The 25,842-nt window shown below is 63.2% G+C and carries 22 protein-coding genes; 11 read left to right on the top strand and 11 right to left on the bottom strand.

Annotated features, from left to right (window positions below; genetic code table 11):
- Positions 1 to 13: 13 nt before the first annotated feature.
- Both J5Y06_RS13915 and J5Y06_RS13920 read right to left on the bottom strand, forming a co-directional pair.
- Complete coding sequence (locus tag J5Y06_RS13915; protein ID WP_209335782.1) at positions 14 to 859, bottom strand: fumarylacetoacetate hydrolase family protein; 846 nt, start codon at positions 857 to 859, stop codon at positions 14 to 16.
- Between the two features lie 33 nt (positions 860 to 892).
- Entirely contained in the window at positions 893 to 1,672 is a 780-nt protein-coding gene (locus J5Y06_RS13920) for an SDR family oxidoreductase (RefSeq protein ID WP_209335783.1), read from the bottom strand.
- A gap of 209 nt (positions 1,673 to 1,881) precedes the next feature.
- On the opposite strand from J5Y06_RS13920, the gene J5Y06_RS13925 reads away from it, so the two are divergent.
- Positions 1,882 to 3,027 carry an MFS transporter gene (locus J5Y06_RS13925; RefSeq protein WP_245247850.1) on the top strand — a complete coding sequence of 382 codons (1,146 nt, stop codon included), beginning with the start codon at positions 1,882 to 1,884 and terminating at the stop codon, positions 3,025 to 3,027.
- Here J5Y06_RS13925 and dgcA read toward each other — a convergent pair.
- Positions 2,997 to 3,980, bottom strand: a complete 984-nt coding sequence (gene dgcA, locus J5Y06_RS13930) for an N-acetyl-D-Glu racemase DgcA (RefSeq protein WP_209335785.1) — start codon at positions 3,978 to 3,980, stop codon at positions 2,997 to 2,999. The two genes, J5Y06_RS13925 and dgcA, sit on opposite strands and share 31 nt — an antisense overlap.
- Positions 3,981 to 4,046: 66 nt before the next feature.
- Between dgcA and J5Y06_RS13935 the strand changes: the two genes are divergently transcribed.
- The 4 genes from J5Y06_RS13935 (at position 4,047) to J5Y06_RS13950 (ending at position 8,132) form a co-directional block, all read left to right on the top strand.
- Entirely contained in the window at positions 4,047 to 5,225 is a 1,179-nt protein-coding gene (locus J5Y06_RS13935) for an ABC transporter permease (RefSeq protein WP_209335786.1), read from the top strand.
- Between the two features lie 44 nt (positions 5,226 to 5,269).
- Positions 5,270 to 6,073, top strand: a complete 804-nt coding sequence (locus J5Y06_RS13940) for an ABC transporter ATP-binding protein (protein ID WP_209335968.1) — start codon at positions 5,270 to 5,272, stop codon at positions 6,071 to 6,073.
- Positions 6,074 to 7,447 (top strand): MlaD family protein, encoded by a 1,374-nt coding sequence (locus J5Y06_RS13945; protein ID WP_209335787.1) that lies wholly within the window; start codon positions 6,074 to 6,076, stop codon positions 7,445 to 7,447.
- 85 nt (positions 7,448 to 7,532) lie between these two features.
- Positions 7,533 to 8,132, top strand: a complete 600-nt coding sequence (locus J5Y06_RS13950) for an ABC-type transport auxiliary lipoprotein family protein (protein WP_342453427.1) — start codon at positions 7,533 to 7,535, stop codon at positions 8,130 to 8,132.
- A gap of 102 nt (positions 8,133 to 8,234) precedes the next feature.
- Here the strand turns inward: J5Y06_RS13950 and J5Y06_RS13955 are convergent, their stop codons facing one another.
- Complete coding sequence (locus tag J5Y06_RS13955; protein ID WP_209335789.1) at positions 8,235 to 15,053, bottom strand: apolipoprotein A-IV repeat region-like domain-containing protein; 6,819 nt, start codon at positions 15,051 to 15,053, stop codon at positions 8,235 to 8,237.
- A 260-nt stretch (positions 15,054 to 15,313) separates the two neighbouring features.
- Here J5Y06_RS13955 and J5Y06_RS13960 point away from each other — a divergent pair, with 260 nt between their 5' ends.
- Positions 15,314 to 15,688 carry an Hpt domain-containing protein gene (locus tag J5Y06_RS13960; RefSeq protein ID WP_209335790.1) on the top strand — a complete coding sequence of 125 codons (375 nt, stop codon included), beginning with the start codon at positions 15,314 to 15,316 and terminating at the stop codon, positions 15,686 to 15,688.
- Between the two features lie 75 nt (positions 15,689 to 15,763).
- Positions 15,764 to 16,084 (top strand): 2Fe-2S iron-sulfur cluster-binding protein, encoded by a 321-nt coding sequence (locus J5Y06_RS13965; protein WP_209335791.1) that lies wholly within the window; start codon positions 15,764 to 15,766, stop codon positions 16,082 to 16,084.
- A gap of 5 nt (positions 16,085 to 16,089) precedes the next feature.
- Here the strand turns inward: J5Y06_RS13965 and J5Y06_RS13970 are convergent, their stop codons facing one another.
- Positions 16,090 to 16,692 carry a DUF922 domain-containing Zn-dependent protease gene (locus tag J5Y06_RS13970; protein WP_209335969.1) on the bottom strand — a complete coding sequence of 201 codons (603 nt, stop codon included), beginning with the start codon at positions 16,690 to 16,692 and terminating at the stop codon, positions 16,090 to 16,092.
- Positions 16,693 to 16,833: 141 nt separating this feature from the next.
- Between J5Y06_RS13970 and folP the strand changes: the two genes are divergently transcribed.
- Genes folP through folK form a run of 3 tightly spaced genes read left to right on the top strand, consistent with a single transcriptional unit; the run spans position 16,834 to position 18,558 of the window.
- The gene (gene folP, locus J5Y06_RS13975) at positions 16,834 to 17,691 is read left to right on the top strand and encodes a dihydropteroate synthase (RefSeq protein ID WP_209335970.1); all 858 of its coding nucleotides are present in this window, start codon (positions 16,834 to 16,836) and stop codon (positions 17,689 to 17,691) included.
- Positions 17,692 to 17,708: 17 nt separating this feature from the next.
- Positions 17,709 to 18,056, top strand: coding sequence for a dihydroneopterin aldolase (gene folB, locus J5Y06_RS13980; protein WP_245247852.1), 348 nt, complete (start codon positions 17,709 to 17,711; stop codon positions 18,054 to 18,056).
- The gene (gene folK / locus J5Y06_RS13985; protein ID WP_209335793.1) at positions 18,049 to 18,558 is read left to right on the top strand and encodes a 2-amino-4-hydroxy-6-hydroxymethyldihydropteridine diphosphokinase; all 510 of its coding nucleotides are present in this window, start codon (positions 18,049 to 18,051) and stop codon (positions 18,556 to 18,558) included. Before folB ends, folK begins: the two co-directional genes overlap by 8 nt.
- A gap of 4 nt (positions 18,559 to 18,562) precedes the next feature.
- On the opposite strand, the gene J5Y06_RS13990 is transcribed toward folK, so the two are convergent.
- The 5 genes from J5Y06_RS13990 to J5Y06_RS14010 all read right to left on the bottom strand — a co-directional run bounded on the left by J5Y06_RS13990 (position 18,563) and on the right by J5Y06_RS14010 (position 24,210).
- Positions 18,563 to 20,413 carry a monovalent cation:proton antiporter-2 (CPA2) family protein gene (locus J5Y06_RS13990; protein ID WP_209335794.1) on the bottom strand — a complete coding sequence of 617 codons (1,851 nt, stop codon included), beginning with the start codon at positions 20,411 to 20,413 and terminating at the stop codon, positions 18,563 to 18,565.
- Positions 20,414 to 20,501: 88 nt separating this feature from the next.
- A complete protein-coding gene (locus tag J5Y06_RS13995) occupies positions 20,502 to 21,038 on the bottom strand; it encodes a hypothetical protein (RefSeq protein WP_209335795.1) in 537 nt (178 codons plus the stop codon).
- 62 nt (positions 21,039 to 21,100) lie between these two features.
- The gene (locus tag J5Y06_RS14000) at positions 21,101 to 22,189 is read right to left on the bottom strand and encodes a YcjF family protein (protein WP_209335796.1); all 1,089 of its coding nucleotides are present in this window, start codon (positions 22,187 to 22,189) and stop codon (positions 21,101 to 21,103) included.
- Positions 22,186 to 23,646 (bottom strand): YcjX family GTP-binding protein, encoded by a 1,461-nt coding sequence (locus J5Y06_RS14005; protein ID WP_209335797.1) that lies wholly within the window; start codon positions 23,644 to 23,646, stop codon positions 22,186 to 22,188. The genes J5Y06_RS14000 and J5Y06_RS14005 overlap by 4 nt, the downstream gene beginning before the upstream one ends.
- A gap of 75 nt (positions 23,647 to 23,721) precedes the next feature.
- A complete protein-coding gene (locus tag J5Y06_RS14010) occupies positions 23,722 to 24,210 on the bottom strand; it encodes a SixA phosphatase family protein (protein ID WP_209335798.1) in 489 nt (162 codons plus the stop codon).
- 264 nt (positions 24,211 to 24,474) lie between these two features.
- Between J5Y06_RS14010 and dksA the strand changes: the two genes are divergently transcribed.
- A complete protein-coding gene (dksA, locus tag J5Y06_RS14015; RefSeq protein WP_209335799.1) occupies positions 24,475 to 24,891 on the top strand; it encodes an RNA polymerase-binding protein DksA in 417 nt (138 codons plus the stop codon).
- 66 nt (positions 24,892 to 24,957) lie between these two features.
- Here the strand turns inward: dksA and J5Y06_RS14020 are convergent, their stop codons facing one another.
- On the bottom strand, positions 24,958 to 25,785 hold the full coding sequence (locus J5Y06_RS14020; RefSeq protein WP_209335800.1) for a flagellar biosynthetic protein FliO: 828 nt from the start codon (positions 25,783 to 25,785) through the stop codon (positions 24,958 to 24,960).
- Positions 25,786 to 25,842: the final 57 nt, after the last annotated feature.

Below are 25,842 nucleotides of genomic sequence, written 5' to 3' on the forward strand. Positions count from 1 at the left end.
CGACGCGCCTCCCTCAGTCGCGGGACACCACTTGCTGGCGCTGTTCGCCGAGCTTTGCCACGCCGAGACGGAGCTGGTCGCCAGCCCTCAGATAGACCGGCGGCTTCTTTCCGGCACCCACGCCGGGAGGAGTGCCGGTGGTAATCACATCGCCGGGCTCAAGCACCATGAACTCCGACAGGTAGGACACGATTTCCGCCACGGAAAAGATCATGGTGTCCGTGTTGCCGGTCTGGCTGCGCTCGCCATTGAGGTCCAGGAACATGTCGAGCGATTGCGGGTCGCCCACTTCGTCCGCCGTTACGATCCATGGACCGAGCGGTCCGAAGGTCGGCGCGCTCTTGCCCTTGATCCATTGGCCGCCACGATCCTTCTGGTAGTCGCGCTCCGACACATCGTTGCAGATCGCGTAGCCGAGCACATGCGAAAGAGCATCGGCTTTCGACACGTAATCGCAGCGCTTTCCGATCACCACCGCCAGTTCCACCTCATGGTCGAGCTTCAATGATCCGCGCGGCAGGAGGACATCATCGTCCGGGCCGCTCAGGCAGCTCGGCGCCTTCGAAAAGATCAACGGCTCCTTGGGGATCTCCGCTCCTGTCTCGGCGGCGTGATCCGCGAAGTTCAGCCCGATCGCGATGAAGTGCCCAGTGCGCGACAAGGGCGCTCCGATCCGAACGCTGTCTTCAACAACGGGCAGTTCATCGAGCTTGGCCGACCGAAGCTGCTCCAGAAGGTCAAATGACACGCTTTCAGGTCCGTAATCCGCCACAAGAGCGGATACATCGCGGATCGTGCCGTCGGCATGCAGAATGCCCGGCCGTTCCTGCCCCTTGGGTCCAAATCGCAAAAGCTTCACGCCGATCTCCGAATTGCTCGCATTGTTGTGACCTCAAAAAGCGGAGGGATAAAGGCCGCCATCGAGGATCAGGTTCTTGCCGGTGATGTAGCCAGCATGCGTGGAACACAGGAACGCGCATGCCTTGCCGAATTCCTCGGGGCGCCCGAGCCGTTTGGCCGGGATTTCACCACGCTGCTTTTCGTCGTAATCGGCTTCGCTCATCCCCGCCTTTTCGGCGGCGAACCGGCTTGTGCTGCGAATACGGTCCGTGTCGAACTTGCCCGGAAGAATGGAGTTGATCGTCACGTTGCGCCCCGCAATGGTCCGGCTCACACCGGCCAGAAAGGACGTGAGGCCGGCGCGCGCGCCCGACGAAAGATCGAGGCCGGCCAGCGGCAGATAAACGGACAGCGATGTGATATTGACGATCCGGCCGAAGCCGCGCTCGGCCATGCCGTCGACCACCGCCTGGATCAGTTCGAGCGGGGTCACGAAATTCTGCGTCACGCCTTCCAGAAGGGCCGCACGGTCCAACTGGCGGAAATCACGCGATGGCGGACCCCCATTGTTGTTGACGAGAATGTCCGGCTGCGGACAAGCGGCAAGCAGCGCTTTTTGCCCTACCGGGGTCGAGACGTCGGCCACGACTTCAACGACTTCAACCCCATAGGTGGTGCGGATCTCGGCAGCCGTAGCTGAAAGCGTTTCGGTGTTGCGGCCGTTGATCACGAGGTTGACGCCTTCTTCGGCCAGCGCCATCGCGCAAGCGCGTCCAAGCCCTCTGCTCGAGGCGCAGACGATCGCCCATTTGCCCTTTAGTCCGAGATCCATGCTTCTTCCTGCCCGCTCTTCCGTTGGTCAGTCGCGGTTAGGGACCTGCAGGCCGGCCTTTGTCCAGCGTTTTTCGACGGCAAGGTGGATCGGGATCGTTTGTGCGGTGAGCCCATGGTAGGGGCGGGTTCCTTTCGTTGTGAACGCCGATGCCGTTTTCCTCGCCCGCCCAGCCTGTTCCGCCGAAGCCGCCCCGATTCGAGATGCGGATGTCTGCGCTTTATGCCGTGGCCTTCCTGGCGATGGGGATCCACATCCCGTTTTTTCCGCTTTGGCTGCGGCACGTCGATTTCTCGCCCGAACAGATAGGCCTCATCCTTGCCATTCCGATGATCGTGCGAATCATTTCCGTGCCCGTCCTGACCGGCTTGGGAGACAAAGCGCGTGACCGGGCCGATGTCCTGTTCTTGTCAGCGGTGGCCGCCTTCTTCGCCTCGCTTGGCTACTTCTTTACCCCCGATTATTGGCTGGTGTTGGCCATCTCGGTCCTGATCGCAGCCTTTTGGACGCCGCACGTGCCCTTGATCGACAGCATCGCGCAGTCCGGCGTCCGTCGCTTTGCGACCGATTACACCCGGCTGCGCATCTGGGGTTCGATCGCTTTCGTGGTGATCAACCTCGCGGGCGGCGCAGTCCTCGGCGTCTTCGGCGCCGGCGCAGTGCCGGCTTTGTTTGCCGCCTCTTTGAGCCTGATGGTCGTGACCGCGCTCCTTGCGCCACGGCTTGGCAAGCCGCGCATCTCCTCGCCGCTCGGCGGGGGCTTTCTGAAGGGTGGAAGTGCGTTGTGGAGCAGGCCTTTCCTGCTCCTGGCCGGCGCTTGCGGGCTCATCATGGGCAGCCACGGCTTCCTGTATGCGTTCGGATCAATCTACTGGTTGTCGCTTGGAATTGACGACGCAACGATTGGCATTCTTTGGGCCTGGGGTGTGGTGGCGGAAGTCGCGCTCTTTGCGGTCTTTACAAGAAGCCTGGGCTTCCTGAACTCCAAACAGGTGATCATACTCGGCGGCAGCCTTGCCGTACTGCGCTGGGCCTTGTTTCCGTTGATCTGGCCCTTGGGAGGAGGCTTGCCCGGCTTCTTCTTTCTCCAAACGCTCCATGCCTTTTCCACCGGCCTGATGCTGATCGGCATCCAGAAGGTGATCGTTGAACTGATCGGAGAAGACCAGGCTGGCGCGGCCCAAGGCGTTGCTTATCTCAGCAACGGAACGGCGATGGCGCTGGTCACCCTCGGCGCGGGCTACCTGTACGAAGGCTTCGGCAGCGGCGGCTACTTTGCCATGGCTGTGCTTGCGGCAACCGGAACGCTGTTCGCCCTCATGGCTCAGCCCCAAAGATCCGCTTTAGGGGGGTAAAGCATCGATCCATCGTAGCGCAGCGCCGGGTCCCGGTCGCGCGCCAGAAGCAAAGGGCCGTCCAGATCCACGAAGGCTGCGCCTTGGGCAACAAGGGTCGCGGGCGCCATTCCAAGCGAGGTTCCGACCATGCAGCCAACCATGATGCCCAGCCCCGCAGCTTCCGCGTCGCGGCGCAGGCGGAGGGCAGCCGTCAGACCCCCGGTCTTGTCCAGCTTGATGTTGATAACGTCGTAGCGGTCGCGCAGCATGGCGAGATCATCCACGCCATGAGCGCTTTCATCGGCGCAAACCGGCACCGGTCGCGCAATTTGTGAAAGCAGGAGATCGTCACCGGCAGGCAGCGGCTGTTCAATCATCGCGATGCCGAGCCGCGCCGCTTCCGCCAGGTTGGGTTCCAGTGTTGCGGCGGTCCAGCCTTCGTTGGCATCCAGGATGATCCGGCTTCGGGGTGCCGCTTGGGCAACGGCACGCATGCGCTCCACATCGTCGGGGGTGCCGACCTTGACCTTGAGGAGCGGTCGCCACGCGTTTTCCCGTGCCGCTGCTGCCATGGCATCGGCTGTTGCGAGCGACAACGTGAAGGCCGTCTCAATCGGGGCGAGTTCGCCCAAGCCTGCAAGCTCGGAAGCACGCTTGCCCGCGAGCTTGCATTCGAGGTCCCAAAGCGCGCAATCCAAGGCGTTGCGTGCGGCTCCCGCCGGCATGAGCGCGAGCAACGCCTCGCGTCCTGCGCCTTCTTCGATCGCAGTTCGGGCAGCTTCGATTTCCGCACGCACGCTGGCGACGGTTTCGCCGTAGCGGCGATATGGCACGCATTCGCCCCAGCCGACCGCGCTACCTTCGCTCAACCGACAAACGACGACTTCCGCTTCCGTTTTGGATCCGCGAGCAATCGTGAAGGTGCCAGCGATTGGAAAAAGTTCCGTGGCAACAGAGAGTTCGCGCCGCATCAAACAACTCGTGAGTGTTGCCGCCAGCACCATGACAGCCATGCTGCGGCGGGCTAAGAAGACCTGATGTTGACCAAAGTCGAAGACGACGCAAGCGCCGAAGTGCTGAACGAGCGCGTGGCCTACCTTTCCGTGTCGGAAGAGGGCGACGCGCTGCATTGCGCGTTTTCGGGAACCTGGACCACGGTGACCGTTGCCCATGTCGACGAGCAGATGCGCGACCTGGAAGGATTGGCTGGCAAGCGCACGGTGCGGCTTGATCTCGGCGCGATCTCGGCGCTTGACACCGCCGGCGCCTGGTTGATCAAGCGGTTGGCACAGCGCCAGGCCGATGCCGGCGCAGACGTGGATTTCGTCCACGCTTCTGAAAATGCCGCCATCCTGCTTGATGCAGTGGACGAGATGGCGAAGCTTGAAGTGCCCGCTGCCAAGCCGTTCAAGTTCGATCCGCTCGCCCCGTTTGAAAAGGTCGGGAAGGGCGTCGTTTCGCTCGGCCACGATTTCGTTGCGGGCATGCACATCCTTGGATCAACCATCCAGGGCGCGCAGATGAAGCTCGGGCGCGGCCACGCGATCAACCCTGCCGCAATCGCTTCCCAGATCGACAAGATGGGCGTCGGCGCGATTCCTGTGGTCGTGTTGATGGCCGCGATCGTGGGCGCCATCATTGCGCAGCAGGGCGCCTTTCAGCTCCGCTATTTCGGCGCCGAGATCTTCGTGGTCGACCTCGTCGGCATCCTGATCATGCGCGAACTCGGTGTCCTGCTCACGGCGATCATGCTGGCAGGCCGGTCGGGCAGCGCGATCACGGCCGAGATTGGCTCCATGAAGATGCGCGAGGAAATCGACGCGCTCAAGGTGATCGGCCTCAACCCGGTTGGTGTCCTTGTGTTTCCGCGCCTGGTGGCGCTGGTGATCGCGCTGCCGTGCCTCACCATCATCGCGAATTTCGCGGCGCTTGGTGGCGCCATGTTCGTTGCGTGGAGCTATTCCGGCATTCCGCCGCAGGCCTTCGTGGATCGATTGCGCGATTCCATCGACCTCTCTTCCATTCTCGCCGGTCTGATCAAGGCGCCGTTCATGGCGATCATCATCGGCATCATCGGCTCGGTAGAAGGCATGAAGGTCGGCGGCAGCGCCGAGTCGCTCGGCCGTCAGGTCACCACCTCCGTGGTGAAATCCATCTTTATCGTCATCGTCGTGGACGGGCTTTTCGCCATGTTCTACGCGGCAATCGATTTCTAGAGGGCCGCGTGGACGCTTTTTCCTCCCCCACAACAGCAGAAAACCTGTCCCCGGGCACACGCCCAGGTGACAACCGGGAAGTCGTGCTTCAAGCGCGCGACGTCACCGTCTCGTTCGGCGAAAAGACGATCCTCGAGAACCTGTCGCTCGATGTTTACCGCGGCGAGATTCTCGGTTTCGTTGGCGGTTCGGGCACCGGGAAATCCGTGTTGCTGCGCACGGTTCTGGGCCTGAACAAGAAGCAGCATGGCACCATCAAGCTGCTTGGTGCCGACCTTGATGAAGTCGATGAAGCGACCCGCATGACGGTGGACATGCGCACCGGCGTCCTGTTTCAGCATGGCGCCCTGTTTTCCGCGCTGACTGTCCTGGAAAACATCCAGGTTCCTATGCGGGAATATCTCGACCTGCCTCCGAAGCTGATGAATGAGCTTGCGCGGCTGAAGATCGACCTGGTGGGCCTGCCGCAAGATGCGGCGCTTAAATACCCTTCCGAACTGTCGGGCGGCATGATCAAGCGTGCGGCACTGGCCCGTGCGCTCGCGCTCGATCCTGACATCGTGTTTCTCGACGAGCCGACGTCCGGCCTGGATCCAATCGGCGCGGCGGATTTCGACGATCTCGTTCGAACGTTGCGCGATACGATGGGGCTCACCGTCTACATGGTGACCCATGATCTCGACAGCTTGTTTTCAGTCTGCGACCGCATCGCGGTATTAGGCAAACGGCGCGTGATGGTGGACGGCACGATCGAAGACATGCTCAGGAGCGACGAACCCTGGGTGAAATCCTACTTCCGCGGCAAGCGGGCGCGCCAGATCGACCTCGAAGCAAGAGACGCCGAATAAATGGAAACCAGAGCCAACTACGTGATCGTGGGCATCTTCACGATCGCTGCGATCCTTGCGGCCTTCGGCTTCGTTTACTGGACCGCCGTCGTGGACAACCGCGGCGAAACCGCAACCCTTCGCGTGCGCATCCCCGGCTCCGCATCCGGCTTGGGGCGCGGCAGCGCGGTTTTGTTCAACGGTGTGAAGGTGGGTGACATCACCCGCGTCTTCATCGACCGCAACAATCCGACCGACGCGATCGCCGACGCTCAGATCGACATTTCAACGCCCATCACGCAATCAACGCAGGCTGACATTGGCCTCGCTGGTCTGACCGGCCAAGCCAACATCGAGCTAAAAGGCGGCAACCTCGCCGAACCGAACCTCTTGCAGGCTGCCCTGGAGGCCGGGGAGATCGCGCAGATCACCGCCAATCCGTCTGCGGTCACCAACCTCCTGCAGACTGCCCAGCAGATCTTCCGCAGGGCCGACTCCGTTCTGGTTGAACTCGAAGGATTCGCCCGCGACTCGCGCGGTCCGCTCACGGACACGGTGCAGAACGTGCAGGTGTTTTCCGAGTCGCTGGCGCGCAATGCCGCCGGCATCGACACGTTCCTGGCGAGCGTCAGCCGCTTGTCCACCACGCTCGACGGCGCATCGCAGAAGCTCGACGGCACGCTGACCGCCGCCGAAGGTCTGTTGAACTCGATCAACCGTCAGGAAGTGCAGCAGATCGTGGAAAACATCACCGCGTTCACTTCGACCTTGCGCACTTCAACGGAACAGTTGGACGAGATCGTCGGCGGCGTGGACTCAGCCGTGGAGTCGGTCAGTTCACTTGCGCAAGGTGCCACGGGTACGGTGGACCGCATCAATCGTGTTCTGGACGGCGTCGAGCCTGAGGTGATCCGCAACACGTTGAGCAACATCGAACAGGCTGGCGTGACCGCCAACAGGGCGATCAACGACTTTGCGACGGTGGCAGACCGCATCGGCAACCGGGCTGGCGACATCGATCAGGCCATCGCGGATGCGCAGCAACTCACCCAACGCCTCAACCAGGCGTCCGTGCGCGTTGATGGCATCCTGCTCAAGGTCGATAATCTGCTTGGTTCGGGCGAAGCAACAGGCTTGATTGCAGACGCCAGCGCCACGCTCTCCTCCTTCAAGCAGGTGGCGGATCAACTGAATTCCCGCATCGGCACGATCACCGATGGGCTAGCCCGCTTCACGGATCAGGGGCTTCGCAATTTTGAAGGGCTGATCTCGGATGGTCGTCGCGCCATCGGGCGCATCGAATCGTCCGTCAGCGACCTGACGCGCAACCCGCAACGCGTGATTACCGGCGGAGACGGTGCCGTTCGGGAATACGATGGGCGGGCGCGCCGTTGACAAGCTTCAAGCACAAAGCACAAGACACCAACTGTTCTTCCGTTCGCCGCCGCGAACGAAAGCAGGCGTAAGCGAGGTCCTTCGGGTGAAGTCCAAACGTCAACTTGCAGGCATTCTGGGCCTGTCGCTTCTGGTGTCCGGTTGTGCGCTGCTGCGGAGCGCCCCGCCGCCGCTCGACACCTATTCTCTTTCCGCGCCGACGGTCACGGAAGGTCCGCGTCGCCCCCGCATCCAGATCCTTGTTGCCGAGCCGACAGCGCTCAAGGCCCTGGAAGGCGAACGTATCGTTATCTTCCCCGCGCCCGACTCGATCGAGTATCTCAGCGGCGCGCAATGGGCTGACCGCCTGCCGCGCGTGATCCAGCTGAAGCTGGCGGATGCGTTCCAGCAGTCGGGGCGCTTTGGCGGCGTTGGAAAGCCGGGCGAGGGCCTAGCCATCGACTACCAGATCATCACGGAAGTGCGCCGCTTTGGCATCGAGGCCTTCGGCGCATCCGGAGCCGTGGTTGAACTGAACGTCCGCCTCCTGAACGACCGTACCGGCGTGGTGCGCGCATCACAAACATTTACCGCACGCGCGCCGCTGGGCGGTGGTGAGGGGAATGCCGCTTACGTCAACGCCCTGGACGCTGCCTTTTCGCAGGTCGGTGCCGACATCATTCGTTGGGCTGCGTCCTCGATCTAGGCATCAGAATGAACCGGCGCGGTTTTCGCGCCACCGGGACCAACAAAAAAGGCGGGCCGAGTGCCCGCCTTTTCTTTTGCTTTTGTTGCCGGTGTTCTGCCCCTAGCGCAGGCGCCCGCTGGTGTGAGCGAGCATCGTGTAAACCTTGCCCGTGTCGGACGACAGGTAGGTTTGCGCCATCAGGTTGTCGCGGTCATTGCGCGTGACATCGGCCAGCAGCTTCTCGAAGTCGTCGCAATACCGGTCCACGGCGGTGCGGAACTCCGTGTCGCCTTCATATTTGCGGCGGATCTCATCGAAGGTCTGCTGACCCTTGAGGGTGTAAAGCCGACGCGTGAAGACGTTGCGCTCGCCCTTGCGGTATCGGTCCCACAGCTCGATCGACGCTTCGTGATCGATAGCTCGCGCAATGTCGACGGACAGTGAGTTGAGCGATTCCACCACATGCAGCGGCGAGCGGGCCGGAGTTGCCGGGCGCGGCGCTGCGGATGCAGGGGGTTCTTCCCGCGATGCGCCGCGAAGAAGATCGCGCACCCAGCCGCCGCCGCTTGGGGCGGCCGGTGCAGCCTCCGAGGCTGGCGTCAACCGAGCCACCGGCTGCGCCTGCGCTGGCGCGAGTTCCGGAGTCGGTTGCGCCCGTGGCGCTTCCGGTGCCGGCGGCGTGATCACCGTTGCGGTGGTGGGGGAAGCTGGCTGAAGCGGTTCCGCAGGCCGCGGAGCAGGTGCGGGCACAGGTGCCGGTGCGGCCTGGCGAGGTGCCGTCTTCTGCGAGGCATCAAATGCACGGCCGGATTTTGCCACGATATCCGACAGTTCCTTCAGCGCGTTAATCTGTTCGGTGACAGCGCGCCGCATGGCTGATGTCGATTGCTTGGTTTCCTCCGGAAGGTCCAGCACACCCTTCTTGAGTTGTGCGCGTGTTTCTTCGAGATCCGAGCGGATCGCGTCGGCCGTCTTCTTCATTTCCACGGTCGCTTCAGAGAAGCGCTCGGTTGCAGACTCCACCACCTCCGAGATCGCACTGCGGATCTGCTCGGTAGAGCTGCGCGTGCGGCCTTCCGCGCGCTCAAGCGCCCGCCCGACCAGGTCTTCAAACGAGCGCATGGTGCGCTCGATCTCTTCCGATTTCTTGACGAGGCCTACAGCGAGTTCTCCCAGCGCCGCCTGCCGGTCGTCCAAGGTCGAGGCCAGCGTGCCCTGTGCGGAGCCCAGAAGCTCCGATGCGCCCGACAGCATCTTGCCATGCTCGTCGAAACGGCGGGCAATAGCGGCAATGTCCTTCAACGTGCTGGATGACAGCTCCGTGAGGCGGCCGGCATTCGCGTCGATCAGCCGGCTCGAGCTTGCAAAGGTCTGCGCCGCGCGTTCCGTGGTGGTCGCAAAGGACTGGGTGGTGGTGGACAGCTTGTCATCGATCGAGCTGAGGTTGCTCGCCGCCGATTGCACCAGGTCACCCAGACGCTCATTCGACGCCGACAAGCGCTCGATCAAGTCGTTGACGCCCTCGGTCAGCGTGTTGCGCGCACCTTCCACCGCCGACAGGGTTTCTGCCGTACGGCTTGCCAGCGCATTCACGAGCGTGGCGTTTTCGGCCCGCAGCCGTTCGGCAGCCCGCTGCGTGGCATCTTCGATGTTGGCCTGAAGAACCGTGCCGCTCGCCGCAAACTTTTCTACGAGCGGGCGCGCAGTCTCGTCCAGGAGGCGCGCGATCTCGTTGGAACGATGCGCCAACATGGCGCTGAGATCGCGGGCATGGCGCTCGATGGTTTGAGCGGCTTCGCCTGTGCGCTGGCCGATATGCGCGTTCACGGCGTTGAAGGTCTCGGCCAACTCGGCCGCGCTGGCGGCAAGCTTGGCTTCCGCCGCTTCCACCTGCTCGTTCAGCTTGTCCCCGATGGTTGAAGCACCGGCTTCGAGGCGGTGGTTGATGTCGCCAAGCTGCTCGCTGACGCGGTTCGCGAGCGCACCCATGCTGGAGGTCAAGCGGCGGTCCGCCTGGTACAAGGCGCCTTCCAGTGCCTTCGTCCGGCTGTCGAGCAGCTCGTTCGCCTGTTCCGACCGTTCGGCAATGCGGCGATCGGCTTCTGCGAAGATGTCGGCAAGCTCCTGCGCCCGCGCCGCGAGCATTGCGGCTGTTTCTTCGGCGCGGCCGGCCAAGCGCCCGTCGTTGGCCTCGAAGGCTTGGGCGATCTCTTCAACCTTTGCGAGCAAGGCGCCGCTGGCGCTTTCAGCCCGTGCCGACAACTGCCGGTCGGTTTCGCCGAGCGTATCGACGATTTCCTGTGCGCGTGCCGTCAGCAGGCTGCCGCTTTCCGCGACGCGATCGGCGAGGCGGCGATCCGTGGTTTCGAAGAGACGCGAGAGTTCCTCCGTACGCGCAGTTACGAGATAGCTGCTGTCCGTGAAGCGATCGGCAAGCGTTTGGTCTGCCTGTTTCAGAACACGGCTGAACTCTTCTGTGCGTGCGCCAAGACCCATGGCGCCATTCGTGAAGCGTTCGGCGAGCGCCTGATCGGCTTCCTGGAGGATCCGCGCAATCTCTTCCGAACGCTGCTGCATGGTGCTGTCGGTGGCTGCGATGCGCTCTGCGATGCGACGGTCGGTTTCAGCAAGAATGGTTTCGATCCCGTCGGTGCGATCCCGCAGAAGCGTGCTGCTTTCGCTGAACCGCGCCGCCAGCCGCTGGTCGGCGTCCACAATGGCGCGGGCAAGGTCCTCCGCATGGGCAGCCAACTGGTTGCCGCCTTGGGCAAAGCGAGATGCCAGGCGCTCGTCGAGCGTTTCGAAGCTCTGCTCGATGTCTGCGGCGCGGGTTTTGAGCAAGGTGGCGCTTTGCAGTGCCCGCTCGCGCAGGCGGGTGTCGGCCTGGTCCAGGGCGCTGGCAATCACATCCGCACGCTCGGTGAGGTCGGCACCGCTCCGGTCGGCGCGTTCGCGCAGGCGGGTGTCGGCCTCTTCCAAGGCGCGCGCGATCACCTCGGCGCGTTCGGTCAAGCCGGCTTCGCTCAGGGCAGCTCGATCGCGCAGCTTTGCATCGGCCGCATCAAGGGCCCGGCTGATCGCACTGGCGCGCTCGGCAAGAACCGAGCCGCTTTCTTCCGCCCGTTCGCGCAGGCGGGTGTCGGCTTCTTCCAGGGCACGCGCGATCACCTCGGCGCGTTCGGCCAGGCCCGCTTCGCTCAGCGCCGTGCGGTCGCGCAGTTTCGCATCGGCCACATCCAGGGCACGACTGATGGCGCTGACCCTTTCGGCGAGCACTGCGCTGCTTTGTTCGGCCCTTTCGCGCAACCGGGTATCGGCGTCTTCCAGCGCCTGGGAAATGACGCTCGCGCGCTCTGCGAGGTCCATGCCGCTCTGCTCGGCCCTTTCGCGCAACCGTGCATCGGCGTCTTCGAGAGCCTGCGAAATGACGCTCGCCCGTTCCGCGAGGTCCATGCCGCTCTGCTCGGCCCGATCGCGCAGCCGTGCGTCCGCCTCTTCCAGCGCCCGCGTGATTGCGCTTGCGCGCTCGGCGATGTGAGCGCCGCTTTGTTCGACGCGCACGTGGATCTGGCGATCCGCGTCGCTGAAGGCGGCGGCGATTTCGTCTGCGCGCGCAGTGAGTTGCGCTGCTGTTGCGTCGATTCGGTCAGCCAAACGCTGGTCGACGTTGATGAAGGCCTTGTCGGCCTCTTCATGCAAGGAGGAGGTGACTTCCATCAAGCGGTCGCGCAGGGCCGATGCCACAACGCCCGCGCTCCGCTCCAGCGTGCCGCGGACATTGTCCACGCCCGTCGCCAAAGCAGCCTCCATCGTGCGCGTCCGCTCTTCGATGATGCCTGTCTGGTTGCGGAAAGCCTGGTCGAGCCGTTCGGCATCCGAGGCCAAGGCAAGCGAAACGCTGGCCGCACTGGTGGCAAGCGCGTCGCTGAGCTCGGAGCGTCCGTTCGCCAGCAATTCGCTGATCTGGCGCCGGCTTTCAGCGAAGGACTGCGAGATTCCCGTGCTGCCTTCGGTAATGGCGCGAAGGTGAAGCGTCACTGTGTCGTCGATGGCCGAACGCGTCTCGTTGAGCTTCTGCAGGTCGTCTTCCATCACGCGCGACAGGAAGCTGCGGCCTTCCGCGAGCTTGCCAACGTGGTTGGACACCGCCGCGTCGATGTCGCTTCGCACCTCGTTCAGGCGTGACAGATCGTCTTCGATCGCACGGGTGAGGGCTGCGCGCCCTTCCGCCAGCTTCTCGACCTGGCCGCTCAAGGCGTTGTCAGCCTGGAGACGTGCGTCCGCAAACCGCTGAAGGTCCTTTTCCAGCGTCTGGATCAGCCGTTCACGGCCTTCGTCGAACCCGCGGATCTGGTCTGTGATGACGGCATCAACGGCATAGCGGGCTTCCGCAATGCGCTGCAGGTCGGCATCCAGCACGACACTGAGGCGTTCGCGGTTTTCCGCGAAACGGCGCTCCTGCTCATCCAACGCCGCAGCCATGCGGCGGGCGTGCTCGTCCACGGAAAGGTCGATGCCCTCGCGAGCCGCGCCGAGCGTCGCCTCGATGGAGGTGCGGGCGTCTCCGATGCGGGTCTCGAAGCCGGACACGGTTTCGTTGATCCGGGAATCGAAGCCCGAGACGGCGTCGCCGAGCGACCGATCGATCGTGGCCTCGCTGTTGCGCAGCGAGTCCTGCAAGCGCACCACGGCATCTTCCACCTTTGCGGCGATGCGCACATCGGCACCGCCCAGGCTGTTGCCGAGCGATGCTTCGGCATCACGGAAGCGAGCTTCCACGGCTGCGGCTGCATCCTGGACGAGAGCGCCCAACCGGCTGGCGGCATCGCCCACAACCATTTCCACGCGATCCGTTGCGCCGGAAAGCGATTGGCCCAGCGCCGCTTCGCCGTCGCGGAACTGTGTTTCCACCTGCGCGGCGGCATCGCGGATCAGGGTCGACAAGCGTCCTGATGCGCTGCCCAGCCGGTCATCCAGATGGTTGGTGGCATCTGCAAGAGCGGTTTCGATGCTCGAGCGCGTGTCTTCGGCAGCTGACGTAAAGGCGGCGCGGGCATCGGACAAGGAGACGTCGATGCGGGTGCGCGCATCTTCCAGCTTGCGCAGATCTTCGTCCAGGTCGGCGCCCAAGGCTTCCCGGCTCGCTTCCAAACGTCCGCTGAAGTCGGCCGCGCGCGTTTCCAGCATGGTCGATGCCGAGAGAACGAGGTCAGCCATTTCCGAGCCGATCCGCGCCTTGCCTTCGTCGATTACCGTGATGAGATCCTGGCGACCGGTGTTGAAGGTACCTGCGATGTCGCGGGCCCGCTCCATGAGCGTTTCGTTGATCGAACGCGCGCGCGCATCCAGAGCGGCATCAAGCCGTTCGGCGTTGGCGTCGAGGGTCATGGCCCGCGTTTCAAACGCGCTGATCAGCGCTTCGCCGCGTTCGCCCAGCGTGCGCTCGATGCCGCCGATCTTCAGCTCGATCTCGTCGCTCAGGTTGCGGCTGGCATTGCCGAGCACGGAAACCACGCTGGCCATGCGGTCGTTTAAGACGTCGCTCAGAGCATGCTTGGCGTTGTCGGTGTGCTGATCAAACGCTGCAACACGCGTGTCCAGCATGTGGGCGAAGGCTTCGCCGGAGGTGGTGATCCGATCGCCGATCGTGTCAATACGCGCGTCGATCGCCGCTTGCACGGCAGCGCCTTGTTCGCTGAAGCGTGCGAGCAGCGCTTCGCCGGAACCATTCAGGCTCGAGGTCAGGCGGGCAGTGACGCTGTCGATGTTGCCGCTGATCTGCGCGCCAGCCTGGTCGAGCTCGTCCTTCAACTGTTCATGCGCACCCGCAATGGAAGCGCGCACGCGCTCTGCATGGCTGACGACGGCTTCGCGTTCGGCGCCGAGCCCGTCCACAAGCGAACGGATGCGGGTTTCGTTGGCCGAATAGGCCCGTTCCAGCTCGTTAACTTCCGTATGAACGAGTGTTTCGAGTTCAACGGCCCGCGCCAGGGTGCGCTCGATGCCTTCGCCCATGGCCGCCACTTCACGGCGAATGGCCTGGCCGACCATCATGACGCGGTCCTGCGCCATGGTTTCGGGCTGTGCCAAGCGCATCGCGACTTCCGAGATGGACTGCGCGGCAATCCGCATTTCCTGTGCCCGGCGGATCATCACGGCAAAGGCCCAGAACAACATGGGCGGCAGAACAGTGCCCGCGGCGAGCCCAAGAACGGACGGGTCGGCCAGGATCTGCGGATAGCTCGCGGGCTGCCAAACGCCCGGCCCATACAAGGCGTTCGCCAGAAGCGCACCGCCACCGACCCAGGCGGTGGAAAGCACGGTCGCGCCCCAGTATGCGGCGCGCGACGGGCGGCGTTCCAAGGCGAGCGGTGGCCGCGATGTGCGGAAGCGATCATCGTTGGCGGGTGCGAAAGCAACAGGCGCAGGTTCTGCCCTGCGCGGCTGGGTCGTCGGTGCTGTATCCGCGGAAGCACTTGCTGCAGCAGGAGCCGCTGACCCGGCGGCCGCAGCCGGTACGGCTTGCTCCGGCGCATTCAGATGGTCATCGAAGCTAACAGACTCGCTCGGTGTCTGAGCGCGCTGAGCTTCTTCCGACGGTCCTTGGACTGTCTTTTGAGCAGGCGTGCCTGTCGGCCCGGAATAGAACATCGCATCATCGAGATCGAGTGTGTCGTCTTCCGCTGAACGCGACACATCATCGATTGCGATCTCACGGCGCGCAGCGTCGGCCCGGGTCACACTCTCTTCGTTGGACCGACCCTCGCGCGCCAGTTCCTCGGCGGCTTGCGAAATCTGGGCTTCGAGGTCTTCCATCGAAGCGGCGACATCGAGGTCGCCGTTCAGATCGAAGGCCAGCGCGTCCTCCAACTCCTTGCTGACGTCCTGCTCCTCGATGGAGCGATCGGGCTTACGGCTAGGAGAGAGTTTGAAAGCCATGTGACGCTACCCCGTACTACGATGGAGAAACACGCCTTGGACCGAGGTCAGGCCATCCCATCATTCACCAGCGTATCGTAGTGGCACAAGTTGCAGAAGAAAACCAACATCTGGCTGGATGCGTAAAACTTTAAACACAGGGTTAATGGCGGCCTTGTGGAAGCCTCGATATTAAGCCCGGCAACCAAGGTGCCGTTAACCCGCCAGCGACCTCGATTTGGTACCTCGGGGTTCTGATTTTTCTCGTATTGGAATCAAGAATGGCTTTCGCGGCAAGCACTTCCTGGCCAGCGGCTTCAATCCCCGGCGAAGCGGCAACGCAATCGACTGGAAAGCCGATCGACCTTGCGCACCTGGCGCGCCAGACCCTGGGAGACCGTAACCTCCAGCGCGAAGTGCTTGCGCTTTTCAGGGACCAGGCGGTAGCGGTGGATCAAGGCATCGATGAAGCCACTCCGGAAGAACGTCGCTTTCTAGCACATGCCTTGCGCGGGTCGGCGGCCGGCATTGGTGCCTTCGCGCTGTCGCAATGCGCGACCGAGCTTGAACACGACCCTGAAAGCGACGGCGCGTGCACGAAGCTGCGGGCCTCGATTGCCGACACGCTGCGCTTCATAACCGAAATCGGGACCTGAGCCGCAGCCTGTGACCATTGATTGACAGGCCCGGGAGAAAGCTTATCTCGGGAAAACCATCAGCCGGAACAACGCATGACCAACATCACCTTCGTTGCCTTCGACGGCACGCGTTTCGAGATCGACGCTCCCAACGGCTCGACCGTCATGGAGAACGCGTTGCGCCATTCCGTGCCTGGTATCGAGGCCGAATGCGGCGGCGCCTGCGCTTGCGCAACCTGTCATGTTTACGTCGATGAGGCGTTCACCGCGATCGTGGGGGAACCCGAGGCGATGGAAGAAGACATGCTCGACTTCGCCTATGATGTCCGCCCAACATCACGCCTGTCCTGCCAGATCAAGGTGCGCGACGAGGTGGAAGGCCTCGTGGTTCACGTGCCGGAGCGCCAGGGCTGACCGTCTTACATGCGTTCCATGCGCACTTTCAAAAGGCGCAGGATGCGGCTTTCGAAGTTGATGCCCTCGATCTTGTCGAAGCGCTCTTGAGCCTTGTCGTGGGCTGCAAGGACCTGTTCCGTCACGGCTTCGACCTTCGCCTGAGCGTCCGCGCAGGTCTTGAAGCGGCCGAGGCCCGCAATGGCGGTTTCCAGATCGCGCGCATGGTTCTTCGCGATGATCACGTGAGATTCTTCGTGCCGCTTGATGTCGGCTGAAAGCGTATCCCAGATCAGCGCCACGTCTTGTTCGGCGCGCCGCCGCATCTTCCAGCGCGGTAGGATCACCTTGGCGCGAACCGTCACCCCGACCTTGGCGATCCGGCAAAAGCCTTTCTGTTCCGCGTAGCCGACCTTGGAGGTAAACTCCATTTGGGTGGCGCCCGGATGTCGCTTGCCCGTGTTCTTCATCTGCGGGCCGCGTTTCGAAAGCTCCTTTTCGAGCTCTTCGAGCGTGCGGCCGCCGATGCTGAAGTAGCTGTAGCTTTTCAGCATGGAGGCGGCAGGCGCGGGCGCGGCAAGCGCCGTGAGCCCAATCGCCAGGGCCAATACCCGCACAACCTGCTTCATCACCGGGATCTCCGTTCCATCCGACCATGCGCTACACGCTCTTCGAGGGCAATGGCGCCTGGGTCTCGTGCTGCCGCTTGTGGCTCCGGCGTTGCATTTGCGCCGCGTCCGCCCCATAGCGCCAGCATGGCAACAACCAGGATCCCCGCCCGACAGTGGCGTTTGGCGCACGGACGAGCTTTGACGCTTGGTCCTGCGGCGCAGATCATGGGCGTCCTCAACGTCACGCCCGACAGCTTTTCCGACGGGGGCCAGTTCACAACGAACGATGCCATCTTGCGGCAGGCCGGGCGGCTGGTTGAAGAAGGGGCGGTCATCATCGACATCGGCGGGGAGTCGACGCGGCCCGGCCACAAAGCGGTTTCGCCGCAGGAAGAACAGCGGCGAGTTCTCCAGGCGATCGAGGCTGTCTCGCAACGGTTCGATGTGCTGATCTCCATTGACACCTACCGCGCCGAAACCGCGCGCCTTGCGGTGGATGCGGGTGCCCATATCGTCAACGACGTTTGGGGGCTGCAGCGCGAGCCTGGCATCGCGGAGGTTGCCGCCGCGACCGGGGCAGGGCTGGTGATCATGCATACCAACCGCGGCCGCACTGCGTTGCCGGATCCCATTGAAGACCAGCAGCACTTTCTTTCGCGCTCTCTTGCCATCGCCGCACAAGCGGGCGTCGCCGAGGGTCAGATCGTGCTTGATCCCGGCTTCGGCTTCGGCAAGGAAACGGTGGAAGCGAACATGGCGCTGATGGTCCGCGCCGCCGAACTTCACGGCCTTGGGTTTCCCTTGCTCGTGGGCACCTCGCGAAAGCGCTTCATCGGCACCCTGACTGGGCGTGAACCGGGCGACAGGGCGGCCGGCACGGCGGCAACCAGCGTGATCCTGCGGCTCGCCGGATGCGCCCTGTTTCGCGTCCACGATGTCGCGATCAACAAGGACGCGCTGGCGATCGCCGATGCTATGCTGGCAACACGCATGGCAAGCGAGGGCACGGAAGCTTGAGATACACGATCCGGTTGATGAACTGCGCATTCTTCGCGCGACACGGGGTGCTGGAAGAAGAAGCACGGCTCGGCCAGCGCTTCTTTGTTGATGCCGTGCTCCATGTGGAAGGCGGCGATGCAGTGGAGTCTGATTTGATCGAGGGCACGGTCCATTATGGACAAGCCTTCCAACGCATCGAGCACATCGTCACAACCACGCGGCGCGCACTGATCGAAACGTTGGCTCTGGACATCGCCCAGTCGCTTTGCGCCGGGTTTCCGCAGATCCAGGTGGCAGAAGTCACCGTCCGGAAGCCAAGCGCTCCCGTTCCTGGCGTCCTGGATTACGTTGAAACCACCGTGCGCTGGCCAGCGGATGGCTGAGCGCAGGCACCACGCCTTCATCGGGCTGGGCGGCAATCTCGGTGATCCGAAGGCGACGATGCGGGAAGCGCTTCTGCTTATTCAAAGCGATGCCATTCGCGTGGAAGCCGTGTCTTCGCTTTACCGCACGCCGCCCTGGGGCAAGGTTGACCAACCCGACTTTCTCAACGCAGTCGCATCTCTTCGAACGGCCCTTTCACCGCAATCGCTCCTTCAAGCCTGCCTCGAAGGGGAACGGCAACTCAAAAGAGAGCGCAAGGAGCGGTGGGGCCCGCGTCTGATCGACCTGGACATCCTTTGGTTCGACGGCCTTGCGGTAGCCGAACCGGAGCTTGAACTGCCGCATCCGCGGATCACCGAACGCGCCTTCGTTCTCGTGCCCTTCGCGGAGCTCGCCCCCGACCTGGTGCTCAAGGGCCGTTCGTTGCGCGATTGGCTGTCCGGGGTCGATCGAAGCGGCATCTCCGTCGTGGAGCCAGGCGCTGGTTGGGCGCTCGGCTGATCGATTAAACCGGCGCGCTGTCGCCTTCTTCCATTCGGATTGCATCGGCGGCGCCGTCGTTCATGGCGCGCCCGCGACGCTTGGGCGTAGCGAGCGGAGCAGGAACGGGCATGTTGCCCTTCATGAAGCCGCGGCCGGCCTGCAGGCCGCCTGCAAGTTGGGCTTCGAACCGTGCATCGTCGCGCCGACGCACTTCGGCGATGGTTTCGGCCGCTTCTTCGTCATCGACGCCTAGGTGCTGCAAGGCAGTTTTGCCGAAAACGAGTGCGGATTCGAAGGTCTCGCGCATCTGGTACTCCACGCCCTCGCGCAGCAGCTCCATGGCCACGCCGCGATCAAAGGCGCGCGCGAAGACCGGGATCAGCGGGAACTCCTCACGCATCTGCTCGGCGATCCGCACGGCAACGTCGCCCTTGTCGACGCAAATCAGCACCGCCTTGGCCCGGCCTGCGCCGGCAGCATGGAGAATGTCGAGCCGCGCACCGTCTCCGTAATAAACCTTGAAGCCGAAATTGGAGGCAGCCTGGATCATCTCGACGTCGTTGTCGATGATCGTGACGTCCACGCCGCGCAGAAGAAGCGGCTGCGCCACGATCTGGGCGAAGCGTCCGAAGCCGATGATCAGCACTGTGCCGTTCAGGCCATCGGCAACATCCACGTCGGCAAGCGAGGGCTGGTTTTCGGGCGTGAAGCGCCGATGCACGATCAACGCCAACGGGGTTACCACCATGGACATGATGACGATGGCGGTCAGCGTGGCGTTGGCCTGTCCGTCGATGATCCCGGCAGTCTGGGCGGCACTGTAAAGCACAAAGGCAAATTCGCCCCCTTGCGCCATCAGCACGGCGCGGTCGAGCGACTCGCGATGCGATGAGCGGAGCCGACCCACGACGTAGATGCCGGCACCTTTTACGACCATGTAGGCCAGCGTGTAGAAGGCGATCAGGTCCCAGGTCGCGGCCACCACGGCGAGATCGAGCGACATGCCCACCGCGAGGAAGAAGAGGCCAAGAAGAATCCCGCGGAAGGGCTCGATATCCGCTTCCAGCTGGTGGCGAAACGTCGATTCCGAAAGGAGAACGCCGGCAAGAAAGGCACCCATGGCCATGGAAAGCCCGCCAAGCTGAAGTGCGAGCGCCGATCCCAGCACCACCAGAAGCGCCGCAGCCGTCATCACTTCGCGCGCATGGGCGTCCGCCAGAATGCGAAACAGCGGGTTCAGGAGATAGCGGCCGGCAACGATCAGGGCGACGATGCTTCCCATCCCGATCGCAATCGAAAGCAGTTGGCTGAGGATGCTCGCTTCGCCATGGTCGCCCGAAACGGGCCCGAGGAAAGCGACAAGCGCCAGAAGCGGCACGATCGCAAGATCCTCGAGAAGCAGGATGGACACCACGCTTTGCCCCGCCTCCGATGACATGTCGCCGCGGTCTTCCAGAACCTGCATGACGATCGCCGTCGACGTCAGAACAAAGCCAGCGCCGGCAACAAAGGACTGAATGAGGGTGAAGCCCGTGAGGTAACCGACAAGCGTCAGGAGCAGCGCGCAGAACCCGACCTGAAGGACGCCCAAACCAAAGATCTGCCGCCGCAGACCCCAAAGGCGCGACGGGCGCATTTCCAGTCCGATGATGAAAAGAAACATCACCACGCCGAGTTCGGCAACGGACAGAATGGACGCAGGATCATAAAACAAGCCGAGCCCAAATGGGCCGATCAGGAGCCCGGCGGCAAGGTAGCCGAGGATAGAACCGAGGCCCAAGCGCTTGAAGATCGGAACCGCGATGACACCTGCTGCAAGCAACGCGACCACAGGCAGGAGGTCGACCCCGTGGTGAGCGGCTTCGTGTTCCATGATGGCCTCGCGTCAACTGAATCGTCGGCGCGCTGGCCGATGTGTTCAGTCATACAACGGCGAAGGCCGATCGCAAGTGACGGGCTGCTCAGTTCTTGGCGACGGTGCCCACCGCGGTGGCGTCCACCCGCTTCAAGCTCATGCCGATCACGGGCACCATGTCGTCGCTGACACGCACGGAGATGGTCACATTCATCGTGTCTTGATCTGCCAGCCGCGCCAGCATGGCGCCGCGCAGTTGCGAACGGTTCAAGCCGAACACAGCCTTCTTTCCGTCCACGCTGCCAGAGATCACGTCTAGGCCCTTGCCTGCAGCGCCATCCAGGAAGGTGCCCGAATAGCTCTTTCCCTTTTTCTCGAAGGATGCCGACATGTTCTGCATGAAGACACCGACGCGGCAGCCGCCATCAAGAGCCATGCCGGTCTTTTCGGCGTGGCTCGAACCCTTGAAGTGGCAGTTGAACTTGGTGCCCTTGTATTTGCCAGCCACGACTTCGCCGGCACCGGCCCAGGAGCCCTGGACGCCTTCAAAAAAGGTCTTGTCGTCTTCGGCCGCCATCACGGGTGAAGCCGCAGACATGAGGGCCGCAAGAAGTGCCACGGCAGAAGCAAGAGCGCGTTTCATTACAAGAAAACCCGAAGGAACCAGAAAGTCGGAGACGTGAGATTGACCATGCAGCCGAATGGTTAACGGTTGGTAGCCGGAGCGTTTTCTTTCGCGTCGCCATCCTGTTGCGCCCTCGTGAAAGCCGTGAGCGCCTGGAGGAAATCGGCGATGCCCGGTCGTCGCACGGCCATGAAGGGCAGTGGCCGCGCGGTTTCCATGGCAGCGAGCCCGATCCGCGCCGTCATCATGCCATTCACCACGCCTTCGCCGAGCCGTGCCGACAGCCGTGCCGCTAGGCCCTGCCCCACCAGTTGCTGCACGAGACTGTCGCCGAAGGCCACCGTGCCGGTGATCGCAAGATGCGCAAGAACGTCTCGCGCGATGCGCATGAAGCCGAGCGTGCCGGGCCGCCCGCCATAAAGGTGAGCGATCCGCCGGATCAGCCGGGCGGCTTCAAACACCACGTAAGCGACATCGAACAACGCGCGCGGGCTCACGGCCGTCACCAGGCTTACGCGCTTGGCAGCATCCAGGATCATGATGCGTGCGCGGGCATCCAGCGGCGTCAGCAACTCCGTTTCAGCCAGCCTCAGCCGATCCGTTCCGTCAATGATGTCGTCGCGCAACGCATCCATCGCACGTCGACCGGCAGCCGTTTCCGGTTTGGAAGACACGAAGGCGCTGAGGTCGTCGGCAAGGCGCTGGGCCTCCTTGGGATCGCCGCTCGCAACGACCTGCGCTGCGCGAGAATGAAAGCGCTCGATGGAGCGGAGCCGCGCAATCGCCAGAACTTCGCGTGAGATGATCACTAGCAGGGCAAGTGCGGCCACAACCGCAAGTCCCGCGCCAAGCCAGCCAAGCCACGGTGCCCTGGCAAACAGGTCGCGGATCAGCGCATCGACCCACAAGCCAAGTGCAAGAGAGATCAGGGCACCGACCGCGCCGAAGAACACGGCCGTCAGCGGCGACCGCTTGCGCCGTGGTGTGGCCGGCGGCGGATCTGCCACCACCACGTCCGGCTCGTCGAAGATGTCGTACTCGGCAGCGCGCACGGCCGAACTGTCCTTGATGGCGCGTGGCGTACGCGGCGGCAGGGGCGCTTCCGACCCCTTCGGAGCCTCCACCTTGAAAGCGGCGGGACGTCGTGGCGGTTGCGGCGGAAGGCTCACGCGAGTTGGTCTCCCAGCAGGAACTGCAAAGCCCGGTCGAGCCGGATATGAGGCAGGGACAGGGTCAGACCGGAAGCACCCTGTTCCAGCTTGGGGGGACGGAAGCGCACGAAGCGGATCGGATGACTGGAGCCATGGTCGCCGAAGATCGCGCCCGGCTGCGCAGGCAGATCACCAGGAAAGATCGCCGTTTCCGTTTGTCCGTCGAACCGTTCGCCGTCGATGGTTTCACCCGCCAAGGGCGTTCCGATGATCACAGGCAGGGCGTTCGAACCCTCATTGGCTGTGCCTTCGCGGGTCGCGCGCACGGCTGCCATAGCGACGACCTCCACCTGCGCGCCGACGAAATCAGCGCGGGCGATCGCTCGATCGGCGATGCGCCGGACGATGGCCTGCAGCCTGTCGTGGCTTTCGTGGTGGATATGGTCCGCCTTGGTGGCGGCAATCAGGATCCGGTCGATGCGGCGGGAAAACAGGTCGGTGAGGATGCTGCCGCGACCTTGCCGGAAACAGCCCAGGATTTCCGTCAGGGCACGTTCAAGATCGGCCACCGCGCCGGCACCGGCATTCATCGCCTGCATGGCGTCGACCAGAACGATCTGGCGGTCAAGCCGCGTGACGTGCTCGCGAAAGAACGGCTTCACCACATGGGTCTTGTAGGCCTCGAAGCGGCGCGCCATCATGGCGTGAAGCGAGCCGGGACGGGGGCGGCGCGCATCGTCGAGGCCGGGCAATGGAGCGAAGGTCAGGGCGGGCGAGCCTTCCAGATCGCCGGGCATCAAGAAGCGCCCGGGCGGAAGCGTGGAAAGCGCGCGGCTGTCGTCCTTCCCCGCCTTCAGATAGTTCGTAAAAATCTCAGCCAGATCCCGCGCTACCATCTCGTCGGCATCCCGGTCAGGATCCACCGCCGCGGCCGCCTTGCGCCAACCTGCCGATAGGTCGGCCCGCACGGGGGATGCGGCGAGTTCGAACACGTCACGCGAAAAGTCGGTGTAGCTCTTGCCGAGCAACGGAAGATCAAGCAGCCACTCGCCGGGATAATCAACGATATCAACCGAAAGGCGGCCGCGCGAAAACATGCGGTTCCAGCCCGACGCGGACTCATAATCGATGGTGAGCCGCAGTTCCGAGATCGCCCGCGTGGAGTCGGGCCAGACCCGCTGTTCCACAAGCGCGCGGATATGATCTTCATATTGGAAGCGCGGCACCGCGTCGTCTGGCTGTTCTTCGAGGTAAGTGCGCGCGATGCGGCCAGATTTTTGCGCTTCGAACAGGGGGAGGCGACCCCCATGGATAAGATTATGCACGAGCGCGGAAATGAAGACCGTTTTGCCGGCCCGCGAAAGCCCCGTCACTCCGATCCGCAAGGAAGGGTTCACCAGGCCGGCTGCGCGTCCGCCGATTGTGTCAAACACGATCCGCGCTTCATCGGTCAGACTGGTCAAGGAAGACGCCACGCGAGCTCCATGCAAGTTGCCGCACGCATATAGAGCCGCAGATCCCGTTTTGTAATGTCGTGCTCCGCGCGAGCCTTAGCGCCCTTGAGGCTTGAGGAAGTGGACGACACGCCCTTTGCCGGTCTCGATCCCTTCCAGAGTGCCCTCGAATTCCAGGATGGCCAAACCCGCTGTGGGGAATCCCGATCGCCGCATGTCGTCAGCCTTCGGATCGTTCGGTTGCGCCAGCGCCAAGGCAAGATCTTCCATCATCGGGTTGTGGCCAACCAGCATCAACGATGACGCGGCCTGTGCCTGATGAACCAGTTGGAGATAACCGGCGGCGTCGGCATTGTAGAGCGCGTCCGTCCATTCCGTGTCCACGGCGGGAAGCTTCGTTTGCGCGGCTTCCCATGTTTGGCGTGCCCGCAGGCCGGTGGAGCAGATCACCTTCTCCGGCAGCAGGTTCTGCTCGGAAAGGGTGGCTCCCATGGCCCTTGCGTCGTCCAGCCCTCGGGGTTCGAGGGGACGATCGAAGTCGCGCATCCCTGATGCCGCAAACTGCGCTTTGGCGTGACGAAACAAAAACAGCCGGACTGGAATAGGAGCCTCCCACGCAAACAGAATGTCGCGCGCATTCTTTAGCCAATCGGTGCCCGGCCGGAAAGCAAGCTGCGTTCCGATTGAGCTTCGGCTGGTGTAGGGTCGCCGGGGTGTGGCGCTTAAGCCCTTGCGCTAGAACAACAATCTCGCGAAACTAACTTTCATGTGTCCGGGTCATCTGGCAGCTTGTGCAGGAATCTAGCTCGAAATATAAGGGCGCCGGGTTCAATGTTCTGGGGTGAGTCTATGAGCGCGCTCGTGATCGAAGATTATGTACCCTCTGAAGAAGAGCCGTTCATGAATGATCGGCAGCGCTCCTACTTCCGTTCCAAGCTGATGAGCTGGAAGGGAGACATCCTGCGGGAAGCACGCGAAACGCTGGAACTTCTTCAGCAAGAAAACGCCAATCACCCTGACTTTGCCGACCGGGCTTCTTCCGAAACGGATCGCTCCATCGAGCTTCGGGCCCGCGACCGCCAGCGCAAACTGATAGCCAAGATCGACGCGGCCCTGCAAAGGCTTGATGAAGGCACCTACGGCTATTGCGAAGAAACTGGTGAGCCGATAGCGCTGCGCCGTCTCGACGCCCGGCCGATCGCCACTCTGTCGATCGAAGCGCAGGAGCGCCATGAGCGGCGCGAAAAGGTGTATCGCGACGACTGAGCGTCGGGTGAGATTGCGAATGAAAAAGGCGCCGGGAGGCGCCTTTTTTGTGACGCGATGCTCCGCTCAGCGCCCTGAGGAAGGGGAAAGGTTGCCGAGCAGTCGGCTCATCTCTTCTTCAAGCGAGACTTCATCCGCATCACGGTTGCGCGCACCTGAACGCTGGTCGCCCGGCTGGGGCGGGTGGATGTTGACGTCGAGGCTATGCGGTTCCACCGACGGTGCACGTTCGCCTTGAGCGGTTGAAGCCGCGCGCGCGACCTGCGGCGAAGGCGCTTGGAAGCTGGGCTCTGCCCGCACAGGCAATCGCGCCGGTTCACGCTCCAAGGGTGGCGGAACCAGGGGCGCGGTTGCGGCGGGAGGCGGCGCGGCCTGGGAGCGCGACGTTGGCCCTGCAGAGACAGGCGGCTCGTTGCGGGAAGGTGTGTCAACCGTCGCGGACGGGGCGGGCGCAGCGCTCCGCGCCGTAGCGGCGCTCGCCATCGCGGCTTGCGGTCGCTCCGCGCGCGGGGCAGGGGCTGCCGGTGCTTCGTCCCCCGATGCCGGCGAAACGCTGCGCTGACTTGTTGCAACAGGCTCTTCCCGGCGCGGTGCATAAGGCGGTCGGATGCCTTGCTCCACAACAACATCTGTGGGGCCGCCGATCAAAATCAGATGCTCCACATCGTCGCGGCGCACCAGCACAAGCCGGCGGTTGGCATCCACAGCCGTCGCATCCATCACCGCCAGTCTGGCTTTGCGATTGCGCCCACCCATCACGAAGGTGCCGGAAGAAAGGCCGCGCAATAAGCGCAGCACGATGAGAAGCAGAATAAGAACGGCCAGCGCTATCACGGTCCACATCACAGCGGGCGCGTATTCGGGGCCGACGATCGATTCAAACCAGGCGATCAAAAAAGCTTCCAGTGCTGCTCTGCTTGAAGGTGTGGCACGTTAATCACGCACCGCTTC

Source organism: Tianweitania sediminis, assembly GCF_017813335.1.
In the GTDB taxonomy this organism is placed as follows: Bacteria; Pseudomonadota; Alphaproteobacteria; order Rhizobiales; family Rhizobiaceae; genus Tianweitania; species Tianweitania sediminis.